This is a genomic window from Bremerella sp. P1 (genome assembly GCF_028748185.1).
GTDB lineage: Bacteria > Planctomycetota > Planctomycetia > Pirellulales > Pirellulaceae > Bremerella.
On the sequence record NZ_CP118164.1, the window covers coordinates 5082629 to 5096599 of the forward strand.

Annotated in this window: 10 protein-coding genes; 6 read left to right on the forward strand and 4 right to left on the reverse strand. The window is 54.6% G+C overall.

Going from position 1 to position 13971, the window contains the following annotated elements; translation table 11 throughout:
* Positions 1–7: 7 nt before the first annotated feature.
* Positions 8–922, forward strand: a complete 915-nt coding sequence (locus tag PSR63_RS21265) for a dihydrodipicolinate synthase family protein (protein WP_274327685.1) — start codon at positions 8–10, stop codon at positions 920–922.
* Positions 923–1130: 208 nt separating this feature from the next.
* Positions 1131–2765, forward strand: a complete 1635-nt coding sequence (locus PSR63_RS21270) for an isochorismatase family protein (protein ID WP_274327686.1) — start codon at positions 1131–1133, stop codon at positions 2763–2765.
* 38 nt (positions 2766–2803) lie between these two features.
* Here the strand turns inward: PSR63_RS21270 and gltS are convergent, their stop codons facing one another.
* Complete coding sequence (gene gltS, locus PSR63_RS21275) at positions 2804–4015, reverse strand: sodium/glutamate symporter (RefSeq protein WP_274327687.1); 1212 nt, start codon at positions 4013–4015, stop codon at positions 2804–2806.
* A gap of 230 nt (positions 4016–4245) precedes the next feature.
* On the opposite strand from gltS, the gene PSR63_RS21280 reads away from it, so the two are divergent.
* Both PSR63_RS21280 and PSR63_RS21285 read left to right on the forward strand, forming a co-directional pair.
* Positions 4246–5772: a hypothetical protein gene (locus PSR63_RS21280; protein ID WP_274327688.1), complete on the forward strand. Its 1527-nt coding sequence runs from the start codon at positions 4246–4248 to the stop codon at positions 5770–5772.
* A gap of 448 nt (positions 5773–6220) precedes the next feature.
* Complete coding sequence (locus tag PSR63_RS21285; protein WP_274327689.1) at positions 6221–6823, forward strand: hypothetical protein; 603 nt, start codon at positions 6221–6223, stop codon at positions 6821–6823.
* Positions 6824–6884: 61 nt separating this feature from the next.
* Here PSR63_RS21285 and PSR63_RS21290 read toward each other — a convergent pair whose 3' ends face one another.
* The gene (locus tag PSR63_RS21290; RefSeq protein ID WP_274327690.1) at positions 6885–7205 is read right to left on the reverse strand and encodes a hypothetical protein; all 321 of its coding nucleotides are present in this window, start codon (positions 7203–7205) and stop codon (positions 6885–6887) included.
* Between the two features lie 88 nt (positions 7206–7293).
* Here PSR63_RS21290 and PSR63_RS21295 point away from each other — a divergent pair, with 88 nt between their 5' ends.
* Both PSR63_RS21295 and PSR63_RS21300 read left to right on the forward strand, forming a co-directional pair.
* Positions 7294–8121, forward strand: coding sequence for a hypothetical protein (locus tag PSR63_RS21295; protein ID WP_274327691.1), 828 nt, complete (start codon positions 7294–7296; stop codon positions 8119–8121).
* Between the two features lie 205 nt (positions 8122–8326).
* Entirely contained in the window at positions 8327–9694 is a 1368-nt protein-coding gene (locus PSR63_RS21300) for a DUF1254 domain-containing protein (RefSeq protein WP_274327692.1), read from the forward strand.
* 27 nt (positions 9695–9721) lie between these two features.
* On the opposite strand, the gene PSR63_RS21305 is transcribed toward PSR63_RS21300, so the two are convergent.
* Complete coding sequence (locus PSR63_RS21305) at positions 9722–11161, reverse strand: DUF1501 domain-containing protein (protein WP_274327693.1); 1440 nt, start codon at positions 11159–11161, stop codon at positions 9722–9724.
* Positions 11162–11171: 10 nt separating this feature from the next.
* Positions 11172–13694: a PSD1 and planctomycete cytochrome C domain-containing protein gene (locus tag PSR63_RS21310; protein WP_274327694.1), complete on the reverse strand. Its 2523-nt coding sequence runs from the start codon at positions 13692–13694 to the stop codon at positions 11172–11174.
* Between the last annotated feature and the right edge of the window lie 277 nt (positions 13695–13971).

Below are 13971 nucleotides of genomic sequence, written 5' to 3' on the forward strand. Positions count from 1 at the left end.
ATAGGCCATGGATACTCAACCACTAACATCCGAAACGATTGCTCGCTCTGTTTGGGCCGTTCCTTCCCTTGCTCGGAGTGCCGACGGCACGCTGAGCCGGTCGGAGAATGAGAAGATCATTCGTCACATCGAACAGGGGGGAATCTCGACGCTGCTTTACGGCGGCAATGCGATCTTCTACCACCTGACGCTCGGGGAGTACCGCACGGCGTTGGAACTGGTCAGCGAATTGGCTGCGGAGAAGACACTGGTCATTCCTGCCGTGGGGCCAGCGTACGGAACGATGATGGATCAGGCCGACGTGCTGAAGGAATTCGACTTCCCCACGGTGATGGTCTTGCCGCAGCGTGATGTGATCACGTCGTCTGGCTTTGCCACCGGGGTTCGCCATCTTTCGGAGAAGTTGGGGAAGCCGATCGTACTGTATCTGAAATACGACGGCGTGATGACTGCGGAAGATGCCACATCGCTGGTGGATGACGGTTTAATCTCTGCAATCAAGTATGCTGTTGTTCGCCAGGACTACACGCAGGACAGCTACCTGAGTGCACTTACTAGCAAGATCGACACGAAGCTTATTTTGAGCGGTCTGGGTGACCAACCGGCGATCGTGCACATGCAAGACTTTAAGCTGGGTGGCTTCACGACCGGCTGTGGTTGCGTCTTCCCGAAGCTTTCGATGGACCTTTTGCACGCGATTCAGGCTGGAGATTATGACCAGGCCGAAACCATCCGTGAGAAGTTCCTACCGCTGGAACAATTGCGTGATTCGCTCGGTCCAATCACGATTTTGCATCGTGCGACCGAACTTGCTGGAATCGCACAGACCGGACCTGTCTCGCCACTGCTTTCCGAGCCAGAAGCATCGATCCAAGAGAAAATCTCCGCATCGATCAAACAGATTCAAGCATCGATCAGCTAGGCTGATGGTCGAGTCTTAGGCTTGGCAAGCGATCGGCGGAAAACTTCGGCCGGACCAAATCTCTGCTGCGCGGTCCGGCTACGGGAAGGCTCGGTTGGGCTAAATCGGGAAGAGATGGCGCGATTTAGTTGTGATTCAGCCGATTGGCCGTTATCCTGCGGATACCTGCCTCCGATTCCCTGCCACGCATCTACATGAGAACTCGTTCATGTACCAGCCGCAAATTGTCTCGTGCCTGTTCGCTCTTCTGTTCACCACCGCTTGCGTAGCAGGCGACCTGGAGATGACGCTTCGTTATCAACAGGAAACCAGCCCAGACAGTGGGCGATACCATCAGCTGACTCGCGAAGAAAGTTGGAAGCCATCGGAGACGGCCATCATCGTCTGTGATGTGTGGGATCTTCATCATTGTCAAAATGCGGTCCTGCGGGCCCAAGAGTTCGCACCGCGTCTCAATCGCGTTCTTAACCACGCACGGGAACAGGGCGTGATCATCATTCACGCGCCCAGTGGCTGCATGGAGCACTATGCTGAGCATCCCGCCAGAGCGCGCGCCAAGCTTGTTGCCCCGGCGCCTACACTGCCAGAAGAAATCACGAAGTGGTGCTACCAGATCCCGTCCGAAGAGAAGGGCGTTTATCCGTTGGATCAGTCTGATGGTGGTGAAGATGATGAGCCTGAGCAGCACGCCAAGTGGGCGGCCGAACTGAAGAGTCGAGGGCTGAACCCGAAAGTGCCTTGGTCGAAACAGACCGACCTGCTAACCATCGATGCCGAAAAGGACTTCATCAGCGACAAGGGGGATGAAGTCTGGAGTATTCTTACCGCGAAGGGGATCGACAATGTCATCCTGACCGGTGTTCATACCAATATGTGCGTGCTTGGAAGACCGTTTGGTTTGCGGCAGTTAGCCAAGAACGGCAAGAACGTGGTACTGATGCGCGACATGACCGACACCATGTATAACCCTGGAGCCTGGCCGTTCGTGAGCCACTTTACTGGCACCGATCGGATTATTTCCCACATCGAGAAGTTCGTCGCACCGACCGTCACCAGCGATCAGCTGATAGGAGGCAAGCCGTTTGTCTTCAAGGGCGATGTCCGTCCGCATGTTGTGATAGCTATGGCGGAGGCTGAATACGAAACCAATCGCACATTACCGGACTTCGGGGCCGCTTACCTTGGTAAAGATTTTCGCGTGACCTATTGCTTTGAGAACGATACCAACCGCGATGATATCCCTGGATTCGATGCGGCACTGGAGAGTGCCGATGTGTTGGTGTTGAGCGTTCGCCGTCGTGCTCTGCCGGTGAAGCAAATGGAAGCCCTACGCAAGTATGTTGCTGCAGGTAAGCCAGTGATCGGAATCCGGACTGCCTGTCATGCGTTTAGTTTGCATGGGAAGCAGCCACCGGAAGGAACGGCAACCTGGGAAGCGTTTGACCCGGAGGTATTCGGCGGAAACTACCACGGACACCATTCCAATAAGGTAACGTCCGTGGTCGAAATCGTGCCTGTTTCAGCCGATCATCCGATCCTGCACGGCGTTCCGAGCGATCGTTACACGCAGCGTGGTTCGCTCTATAAGACGTCCCCGGTTGCCGACTCTGCGACGCTCCTGTTGACTGGTCAGATAGAGGGCAAAGACCAAGAGCCGGTTGCCTGGACGTTCCAACGCGCCGACGGTGGAAAGTCGTTCTTCACGTCATTGGGGCACAAGACCGACTTCGATCAGCCCATGTTTCAACGACTGCTCTTGAACAGCGTCTATTGGGCCGCAGGTCAACCGATTCCGAACGAGTTTAGTTTCGATAAACCCGCGGAGCCGGCGAAGAAGTGGTAGCGTTTTACAAGTACCTGGATGCCAACAGAAACGCCTGACTAATGGAAGATCGGGAGCATCAGGAACATTTGAATGATCGCCGCGTTGGCAATATCGAGGAAGAACGCACCTACCAGCGGAACGATCAGAAACGCTTTCTGGGACGCTCCGTATCTCTCGGTCACGGCATGCATGTTGGCAATGCCGACAGGCGTCGCTCCGAGACCCAGCCCGGTTAAACCTGCGGAAATGACGGCAGCATCATAGTCCATGCCCATCGCAGGAAAGACGACGAAGCGTGCGAAGATAACGATCGTGGTGACCTGCATCGCCAGGATGAATAGCAGCGGTCCGACGGCTCCTTGCAGTGTCCATAGTTGAAGGCTCATCAAGCTCATCGCTAAGAAGAGTTGTAAGCTCACGTCGCTGCAAAGACTGATCGACGGCTTGTCGAGTGAGATGCGTAGCAGGTCAAACGAATTGGTGATTACAATCCCCACAAACATGGCGGTTAAGAAGCCGGGAAGAGGAACGCCCCAACGCTCTCCGAGCCACTGGTTGACGATCGCTCCGATCGCAATGCAGACCGTGATCAGGAATATTGAATCGAGCATGCCATTCAGCGTGACGGGACCTGATTCCTCGGTTTCTTCTGGTCCTGGGACAAAAGCCTGGTCGGTTGCATTCCCTTCGAGGTTGAATGTCGAGATCAAGTTTCGAGCAAGCGGGCCGCCAACGAGCCCACCTGCGATAAGACCAAATGTGGCACAGGCCAGCCCTAGTTCCATCGCACCAGGCAGCCCTTGATCGGCTGCCAATTGGCCATACGAAATTGCAGACCCGTGCCCGCCGGCGAACGCGATGCTGCCTGCCAAGAGTCCATAGCCGGGATGGACGCCGCAACACATCGAGACGCCAATACCAACAACATCTTGCAGGAATAGCATCACGACAGCGCACACAACGAGCATCGCCAGCGACTTGCCACCCGCGGCCAGCGTTGCAAACTTAGCCGAGAGACCGATCGTGCTAAAGAACGCGAGCAGAAGGACATCCCGCAAGGCGAGATCGAACGAGATCTGACGATTCGTGAAGAAGTATAGGCCCGCGACCAGCAAGCTACAAACCAATCCGCCGCTGACGGCTTCGGGAATGTTGTAGGCTTTCAGGAATGGGATTCTACTGCTAAGAGCCCGGCCAACGTAAAGGACGACGATCGCGACAATCACGGTCCAGGCCATGCTCACATCGACGACGATTGGGTCGTCCATTCTTCTCCCCCTCAACACGAGTTCAATGGCTTGAGCAGCCGATAAGCTAGTCAAACTGTACGCATTATCCGGATATCTCAGCACTAGTTGTACTGGGTGCCATGATAATTCCGATCATACGGTTGGTTGCTACCCATAATGCGTGGTGAGCAAAGCATTCCATCTTCGATAGCATCCGAAGTGGGTTCTGGAACGCGTGCATGGACTTCCTGAGGGAGGAATACATTGCAATGTTTGCGAAACTTCTAAGCCGATTTGCATGTTTACAGGCAGTGTTAGGCACGCTTGCTGTTCTGTCTTCTCCTTGCCTGTTGACCAATGTGTTCGCGGAAGAGTACCCACACCAAGTCGTTGATACGATCGAAGTTCCGCGAGATCGGCTGCTGGCCATCGAGCAGGAATTAGCATTCCTGCGGGCACGAGATTCCCAACAGCAGATGCAACAGAATACTCCTCAGGACAGTTTCATCGAAGGCGATATTGCTCTGGTTAGCAATAACCAGTTTACCTGTGGGCAAAGCACGTCGTGTGGCTGTCTTGATCTTCCCTCGGAAGGATTTGCATGCGACTGCTGTCACTGTCAATGCTATCCGTGCCTATGCCCCTTGCCGGAAGCACCATGCATCGAATGCCCTCACGTATCTACGCTGAGTCCATATTTCAACGTGAGCGTCTTCGGAGCACTGAAACTTGATATGCTGTTTGGCGGGGCTCGGGCCATTTCTCCCGGGACCCCTTTCTTTCTTGCTCCCGGGGTCTCGCCTGGATTTGAAAATAACTACGTCAGTATTCACGCACGTCAGAGTACGCTTGGCGCGGCATTCACCGGACCTCAGTTCGGCGGCTTTCAATCAGGCGGAACCCTCATTACCATGTTCTTCAACGACAACGTCGTGGCGGACCAATATGGCTTGTTGCCATTGCAGGCCTTTGGGGAATTGCGTAATCAAGATTGGCGTTTTGCTGCGGGTCTGCAATTCGACGTCTTTAGTCCAGGCATTCCGACGGTGTTGCCGTTTTCCGCACTCGCAGCTTCAGGCAACGCAGGGAATTCATTTCGTGGCCAATTGCGTGTTGAACGCTTTCTCTATCCGTCAGAAGAAAAGCAATGGACGCTTCAGTTTGCGTTGAGCGAGCCTGTTGTTTCGACCATCGATTCCAAGTTTCGTCTTCTGGAAGATAATGGTTGGCCGAACGTCGAGGGACGAATTGCCCTTGGTCTTGGGGCAGTCCAAGGTCAGGGAGCGGCTGCGAAACGTCCTTTTGAAGTTGGGGTTTCTGGGGTCGTCGGACAACTTCGATCGACTGAGCCTGCTGTCCGTCAGGTAGTGGCCAATGTTTGGGGCGTGGCGGTCGATTATCGCTGGAAAGTGAATGACTTTTGGGGGTTCCAGGGTGAAATGTATACCGGACAGGGACTCGGTACTTACAACGGTGGGATTCTGCAGAACCTGAATGCGACGACCCTCCAGTCCATCCGAACATCGGGCGGTTTCGGCGAGGTTTATTGTTACTGGACTCCCTGCCTTCACAGCCATTTTGGCTACGGTGTCGACAACCCGCTGGATCGAGATCTCGATCCAGCGATCTCTGCGGCAGGACGTACCCGCAACAGCACGGTATTCGCAAACGCAATTTGGGATGTTAACGCAACGTTCCGAATCGGCTGTGAATTGACTTGGCGAGAGACGTCCTACATCTCGTTGAGTGACAACGAAGGGCTTGGTTTCCAAACCCAATTTCAGTGGGCTTTCTAAATCCCATCGAAGCTTCAATGATCGACTTGTGAGTGCCAAAACGCAGGCGATTTGGCATCGGCAATCTTGAATATGCGTGTCATCAGTGACCACGCAGGCTTTCGCGGATTCTGAGTCGCAATGTAGCGTTTTGCGCATGACCGATCGCTGCGCAAGTTGATGAACTAATCACATAAAATCATGTTTAAAATGTGTTTAATGCGAATCGACAGTTTTCGCTTGTGAATACCTTGTGAAAGGAGTAACAAGGAAGAAGAAGGTACAGTTGATGCCTTTCTACTAACGTTCGTTTTCCCCTTTTAGGGAAGAAGACGATGAACACGATTAAATCTACGAAGCTCCCAAGTGCCATCTTGCGATGGTTCTTCGGGAGCTTTTTCTATTGGCGACGGCAGTTTGATGGTGCCGGAGTTGCATCTACTCGATTCATCTCAATGGGAGACCGCTCATGAAGAAGCTCGCTATGTTAATCCCAATGGTCTTGTTGATTACCGCCTGGGTAGTCGGGCAGGACAAGACCGCTGACGAGCCGTTAGCGGTTGAAGAAACAACGGTTTCCGCCGTAGCGGTTGCCGACGATTCGCCACTGAGTGAATTGGGATGGATGGTAGGAACTTGGATTGATGAAGCGGAGGAATCGCGGATTGTCACCGAGTGCTCATGGGCAGAAGGTGGAAAGTTCCTCAAACGCACGTTTAGTGTGATGGTCGACGATGAAGTCACGCTTCATGGTGATCAGTTTGTTGGCTGGGATCCGGTCGAGCAGCGTATTCGTTCGTGGACCTTCGACTCCGAAGGAGGCATCGGCGAGGGACGTTGGTATCAAGACGACAACCGATGGATCGTTAAGACTTCGTTCCGACTGGCATCCGGAGAAAGAGCTTCGGCGACCAACATCATTACCTACGTGGACGAAAACACCGTGACCTGGCAATCGATTGGTCGGGAAGTCGCTGGCGAATTGCAGCCAAGCATTCCTGAAGTGACCGTCGTTCGGCAGGATGCAACGAAGAAGACCGATGGCGGAACCAGCGGGGAGGAATCGAAATGAAGAAGTATCTATTAACCCTGACTTTAGCCGTGACCGCTATTTGCCTGGTCGCTCATGATGTTCAGGCGCAGCGACGCGGTGGTGGAGGCGGTGGACGTAGTGCTGGCGGTGCTCGTCCATCAGTGAACCGTTCGCCATCGATGAGTCGTCCTGCGCCACGCCCGAGTACGCCGTCCGTTTCGCCACGTCCTTCAACGCGGCCAAGTACACCATCGGTCTCACCGCGTCCGACGCCTCGGCCGTCGACACCTAGTGTCAGTCCCAAGCCGTCTCCGCGTCCTTCGACACCAAGTGTTAGCCCAAAACCTAGCCCTCGTCCATCGACGCCTGGCTCTTCCCAGTTGCCATCCACGCGGCCTGGTACCGGACAACTACCATCCACTCGACCTGCTGGGCCCAGCGCCGGCACTCGTCCAAGCGTAGATCGAGGTAAGATCCAAAACAACATCAAGCCGGGACAACAGCCATCGATGCCCGACTGGTTCAAGCCTGGTACAACGCCACCGACGGCAAGTCAGCGTCCGGCCATACCTGATACGGCCGACCGACCAAAGCCTCCAGGCACAGGTGATCGTCCTATGCGTCCTGGAACTGGGGACCGCCCGGTAGCCAAGCCGCCGATTGCCGATGGGCGACCTCCTGGGACAAGGCCGCCTGGGTTCCGTCCCCCGGTAAATCGTCCTCCGTATCACCCGTGGTATCCCAACCATCCAAACTATCACGATCATGGTCACTGGTGGAAATGGGCAACGGCCGGTGCAATCACTGGGTGGGTCGCCTATCAATGGACGAACCCGATCTATTACCAATACGGCTCCGGCGGAAATGTCTATTACGAAAACAACGTCGTTTACGTAAATGGCAACGAGTATGGCTCGGCCGAGCAGTATTACAACGAAGCCTCGGAAATTGCTTCCGCTGCACCGGAAACGACTGACGAGCAAGCCCAAGCCGACGACTGGATGCCGCTGGGCGTCTTCGCGATCACCAAGGAAGGGGTAAACGCAAGCAGCATGTATTTGCAACTGGCGATTCGCAAAGACGGCCTGATTGGGGGAACGTTCTATAACGAATCGACCGGCGTGACCCATCCCGTGGAAGGCATGGTCGACGAGAAAACGCAGCGTGCCGTATGGAAGGCGGCCGACGGAACGAACCCGGACGTGATTATGGAAACCGGTATTTATAACCTTTCGGAGGACGAGGCCAATATCCTCGTACACTTCGGACCCGATGAAACGCAGGAGGCGTTGCTGGTCAGACTCGATGAATCGGAAGAGTCGCCTCCTGCGGAATAGGAGGTGACCTTGAGAGAAAACGTTTCGAGTAGGAGCGTGGAGCTAACATGCTCCTGCTTGAGAACAGAGTGTTCCGCATGAGTGACGTCTTTTTCGAAATCTGCCCCTAACGAGATGGGAGTACATCATGTTACGTCTGCAATATCTCGATTGCCTCACGCACTGGCGTTTATTTTTTGCGGCAGGTGCCGTGCTTGGATTTCTCATGACAATTGCTCCATGTTCCTCGGTTCAAGCGGACGATGGACTGACCGAAGAAGAAGTAGCCCAGATCGCGAACGAAGCGTACTTCTACGCCTATCCGTTGGTGATTATGGATGTCACACGCGAGGTTAGTACCAACTGTGAGGTGGCTGACCCTTCCAGTCTACAGGCTCCCGTGAATCAATTCGCGAATGCGCCTAGATTTCCGGATGCGAACTTTACTGATGTCGTGCGGCCGAATGCCGATACGCTTTACTCGACTCTGTGGTTCGACGTCACCAAGGAGCCCCTCGTTATTCACGCTCCAGATTCTCAGGATCGTTACTACCTGCTTCCCATGCTCGACTTGTGGAGCGACGTATTTGCTTCGCCTGGCAAGCGAACAACGGGAACTGCTGAGCAGACATTCGCAATTGTTGGTCCCCATTGGGAAGGCACACTTCCCAGCGACATGGAAGTCATTAAAGCACCTACGAGCATGGGCTGGATCATCGGCCGAACGCAAACCAATGGTGAAGGTGATTTCGCCAATGTTCATGAGTTCCAAGCAGGTCTTAAGGCGGTTCCGCTCTCAGCATGGGGAAAAGACTACACGCCTCCCAAGGGCAAAGTAGATTCCAACGTTTCCACGGACCCTCCAACAGAACAGGTAGCCCGGATGGATGCTGCCCAGTTCTACGGCCGCTTTATCGAACTGACGAAAGACAATCCGCCCCATCCCAACGATTACCCAATTCTGGCCCGCATGAAACGCCTTGGGTTGGAACCCGGCAAGCCATTCGATTTCGCAAAGTTGCCTGCCAATGTTCAAGCCGCTCTCAATAAGGCAATACCACACTGCCAGGAACTCCTCACAGGCGGATTGGCCAGTGCCGGAACTGTGGTCAACAACTGGGGGATGCTGATGTCGCCCATTGGGACCTACGGCACAGACTATTATCGCCGTGCATTGATCGCTTATGGAGGCCTAGGAGCCAACGTCATTGAAGACGCGGTCTATCCCACCGCCTTCGTCGATTCCGACAACACGCCGTTCGACGCGGAAAAGACGTATGTGTTGCATTTTACGAAAGAGGAAATTCCTCCCGTTCGCGCGTTTTGGTCGCTGACGATGTACAACGACCAACAGGCATTCGCCGACAACCCGCTCAACCGTTACGCCATTGGAGATTGCGATCCATTGAGTTTTGGCGACGATGGATCGTTAACCCTTTACATTCAAAGAGATTCACCCGGAAAGGATAAGGAAAACAACTGGCTTCCAACGCCAGAGTCAGGTGGATTCAGCATGAATCTGAGATTGTATTGGCCAAAGCAAGATGTGCTCGACGGATCTTGGAAGCCACCGGCCGTCAGTCCAGTCAGGTAGTGAGGCCCCGATATCATCGCGTTCAATTTACGCGATGATGTCGTCCACCACGTTGCCCTTCACGTCGGTCAAACGCATGTCGCGACCGGCGTAGCGGTAGGTGAGTCGCTCGTGGTCGAGTCCGAGAAGATGCAGGATTGTGGCGTGCCAGTCATGGATATGGACTCGTCCATCGATGGCTTCATAACCATATTCATCGGTCGCACCATGAACGTGGCCTCCTTTGACGCCGCCACCCGCCATCCACATTGAGAAGCCTTTGTTGTTGTGATCGCGACCATCACCTTGGGCGTAGGGTGATCGGCCGAATTCGCCACCCCACAGGACAAGCGTATCCTTCAGTAATCCACGCTGTTCGAGATCAGCCAGCAGGCCAGCGATGGGCTTATCCACCGAACTGCAACTGCCCTGAAGCGATTCCGCCAAATTGAAATGATGGTCCCAGCCTCTCATCGTCAATTCTACAAACCGGACTCCGGACTCGATCAGCCGCCGAGCCAAAAGGCATTGACGCCCAAACGTGTCGGTTCCACCGGTGGGGCGGCCAAATCCTCCACCACCAAACATGCCCGGCCGACGACGCTGCTGTCCCGCTTGCTGTTCAATTCCGTACAGCTCTAGTGTCGCGGCGGTCTCGTTGCTGATGTCTAAGACATCCGGCATCTCGCTTTGCATTCGGAAAGCGAGTTCGTAGGAAGAGATCAATCCTTCGATTTCTGGGCTGCCGCCAAGCGAGTCGGCGGTTGAGCGATTCAAGGATTGAATCAAGTCGAGTTGGGTGCGTTGGGCGTCTCGACTACGACGATCGTTCTTCAAGTTGCTGATCGTCTCTCCGGAACCGAATCCTCTTCGACTGATCCGTGTTCCCTGGTACATCGCCGGCAAGAACGAAGATCCGTAGTTTGCCGCTCCGCCATTGTTTCGGGGTGGGTTGATCGAGACGAATCCCGGCAGGTCTGTGTTTTCTGTCCCTAGCCCGTAGAGGACCCACGCACCTAGGCTGGGGCGTGAAAACTGAAAGATGCCGCAATGGAGTTGGAGGAATGCCTGGGAATGCGCTGGCAAGTTAGTATGCATTCCGTTGAGGACACAGAGCTTGTCCGCGTGGGTCGCAACATTCGAGAACAACTCGCTTACCCAAAGCCCACTCTCTCCGTGCTGCTTGAACTGGAAGGGTGAGCCCAGCAGCTTTCCGCTTCGGCCGCCTCCTTGGTTTCGTGGCGTTGGCTTGCCATCATCGGCAAGAAGTTGTGGCTTGTAGTCGAAAGTGTCCAGGTGGCTGGGACCGCCTTCCATGCATAGGAAGATGACACGCTTAGCCTTGGGCTCAAAGTGAGTCTTCTTCGAGCCAAGCGGATTGGCCATCGCCTCTTCGGCATGAGCAGCCTGGCTATGCGCAAGTGCTGCAAACGCAAGGTAGCCGAAACCGGAAGCGGATGACTGTAGGAAATTTCTGCGTGAGTGCATGTTTTGTGTCTCACCGTCGATATTGGAATTCAGCACTCGCAAACAACGCCTGGCAAAAGGCGCTCCAGCGAGCCTGATCAGGGTTTTGTCGATTGAAGCGAATGCGAACGGGGGTATCAGCCTTGTAAGAAGCAAGGAAGACCTTGGCTTGATCGCGTTCCTGCGCGGTCGCCTCACGACCGAAGAACTGCACAAATGCCGCTTCGATTCGTTTTTTCTCATCCGAGATTTTCAACAACTGTTGGGCTGCCGCATCCGAATCTCGTAAAACGAAGTCGTTATTGAGGAGGTACAGGCCTTGCGATGGAACGGTCGTCTGTTGTCGATGGGCGGTAATCAAGGAAGGGTCAGCCGCATCAAACAGAGCGAGTGACTCAGGCAGATTGTCTCGAATGACGGGCAGGTAAATCGATCGATGGACGTTGTCTGGATCATCGATCGATCGCGAAATAGGAACGAAGCCAAACCGATCGACCGGCCCGTCACTTTGCGTGGCAACGGCAGAGCCGATCGGTGGTTTCGCTTCCAAGCGTCCGCTGACCGCCAACATGGCGTCACGAAGACTTTCGGCATCGAGACGCCGCGGTGACATTCGCCACAGTAGGATGTTGTCAGGATCCATTCGGAACGCTTGATCTTCTCTGGTAGAACTCAGCTGATATACACGACTCGTGATGATTCGGCGAATCAGTCGCTTGACACTCCAACCATCATTCATGAAGGAAATGGCGAGATGATCCAGCAGTTCTGGATTGGAAGGCGCTTGGCCGGCATGTCCAAAGTCGTCGGCGGTGGGCACTAATCCGCGGCCAAAGAGTTGAAGCCAGATGCGATTGACCATCACGCGTGCCGTCAGCGGGTTGTCGCGAGCGACGATCCATTCTGCCAACTCGAGCCGACCACTATTGCGTCGCGAGATTTCAAGCGGCGTGCTGCAAAGTACCTGCAAAGTGCCACGCGGTATCGATCCCTTTTCAGGCGAATCGTACTCGCCCCGACTGTACACGGGGCTGTCCGAAATCACTTGTGTGCCATCGTAGCTAAAACGGTTGGCGCCTTGCCCGAATGCGAACGGACGGCCAGATCGAAACTGGGGACCGGAGCGTTTGTCACGTACCCCCATCGCCAGCATCTTAGGTTCGCCGCTGCTTTCGTAAAGATCCAGCTGGGCTTGCAGCAGCGAGATTCTGCCGGAAGTCAGGAATCGTTGCACAGGATCGCGCAGATCACGAATCTGCTCCTGAATCTGTTGGATCTGATCTTCGATGCGGGTGCGTTCTCGATCGGAAAGATCGGAAACCGCTACGTCAAAATCGGCATCGTCGGGTAGCGTCAAAAGCCTACTAGGACGTTGTGCGTTGATATAACGAATCGTTCCATAGCATGTTTCCGTACTGCGGAAAATGCCTGCCAAGGCATAGTAGTCTGCCTGAGGAATCGGATCGAACTTGTGATCGTGGCAGCGTGCGCAGGCAGCCGTGACGCCCAGAAATGCCTGGGTTGTCACATCAATCTGCTCATCGGCTACGTCCAGTTCATGCTTTAGGCCACTTCTCTCGTTAAGAGTCTTGGTACCCAGAGCCAGGAAGCCGGTGGCGATCATGTGTTCCGCCCGCTGCTGGGGGTTCTCATACGGCATTAGGTCGCCGGCCAACTGCTCTTTGACATATTGGTCGTACGGTTTGTCATCATTAAAGGCATCGATGACATAATCACGATACCTCCACGCATGAGGGTAGAAGAAGTTCACCGTGCTACCGGTGCTCTCCGCATACCGCGAGACGTCCAGCCAATGACGAGCCCACTTTTCTCCGAAGTGTGGAGATGCCAGTAGTCGGTCGACCACTGCTTCGTACGCCGCTGGGGAGTCATCGGTTACGAATGCCGTAACTTCCTTCTCCGTTGGAGGCAGACCGGTGAGATCAAAGCTCAGGCGACGCAGGAGCGTTCTCTTATCTGCATCATCAACCGGTGAGATGCCGTGAGATTCAAGCTGGGCGAGAACGAACCGGTCTATTTCTGTCTTGGGCCAGTCACCGCGATTAACGTCAGGGATGGCTTGGTCTTGTGGAGGCTGGAAAGCCCAGTGCTTTCGACCTTCTTCGATGTCGATACCATATCGATGAACTTCGACGGACTCCCCTTCGCGGGGATCGAACGCGCCTAGCGTGATCCACTTCTCGAAGTCGGCAATGACCTCGGGAGATAGCTTCTTTTGGGGGGGCATTTGCAAATCATCGTTAGCGTGCCGGATCGCTTCGATCAGTAAACTCTCTTTCAGACTCTCAGGCACCACAGCCGGGCCTCGATCACCCCCTCGCCGGCTCCCGGAACGCGTGTCCAGTACTAAGCCGCCTTCAATTTCATCCGCTTCAGCGGAGTGGCAGGAATAACACTCCTGCACCAATACGGGGCGAATCTTCTTCTCGAAAAACTGCAACGATTCGGCATCCGAAAGCTCGTCGGCAGCGAGGCCGCCAAGCGGAAGGAACACGGCAAAGGTAGCTAGTGCGAAGAGGAATAGACTGCGCATTGAAAAGTGAACCCCCCTACCAGTCGCCGTAAATTACGAGTTATCAACTAGTGGATTGCCCTGATGCTGTAGCGCCGGTGCTTCCGGCCATTGAACACTCTAAACCCCATCCCGACTCGCAGGTTTCTCAAAAATCACGTGACATCATGATTTCCAGACGATCGAGTAGCTGGAGAAGAAGCTTTGCTCCCGTCACATGTCGTAGAGCCACATGCTGGCGACGTTCCACTCCGGGGGTCACATCAGATTGTGCGGAACATTTCGCTGCGGAGAGTGC

What these genes read in the sequence shown, in the direction of transcription:
- gltS (WP_274327687.1), bottom strand. Translation starts at nt 4,015, where the DNA reads ATGGACGACCCAATCGTCGTCGATGTGAGCATGGCCTGGACCGTGATT.
- PSR63_RS21270 (WP_274327686.1), top strand. Translation starts at nt 1,131, where the DNA reads ATGTACCAGCCGCAAATTGTCTCGTGCCTGTTCGCTCTTCTGTTCACC.
- PSR63_RS21300 (WP_274327692.1), top strand. Translation starts at nt 8,327, where the DNA reads ATGACAATTGCTCCATGTTCCTCGGTTCAAGCGGACGATGGACTGACC.
- PSR63_RS21295 (WP_274327691.1), top strand. Translation starts at nt 7,294, where the DNA reads ATGCCCGACTGGTTCAAGCCTGGTACAACGCCACCGACGGCAAGTCAG.
- PSR63_RS21265 (WP_274327685.1), top strand. Translation starts at nt 8, where the DNA reads ATGGATACTCAACCACTAACATCCGAAACGATTGCTCGCTCTGTTTGG.
- PSR63_RS21280 (WP_274327688.1), top strand. Translation starts at nt 4,246, where the DNA reads ATGTTTGCGAAACTTCTAAGCCGATTTGCATGTTTACAGGCAGTGTTA.
- PSR63_RS21310 (WP_274327694.1), bottom strand. Translation starts at nt 13,694, where the DNA reads ATGCGCAGTCTATTCCTCTTCGCACTAGCTACCTTTGCCGTGTTCCTT.
- PSR63_RS21305 (WP_274327693.1), bottom strand. Translation starts at nt 11,161, where the DNA reads ATGCACTCACGCAGAAATTTCCTACAGTCATCCGCTTCCGGTTTCGGC.
- PSR63_RS21285 (WP_274327689.1), top strand. Translation starts at nt 6,221, where the DNA reads ATGAAGAAGCTCGCTATGTTAATCCCAATGGTCTTGTTGATTACCGCC.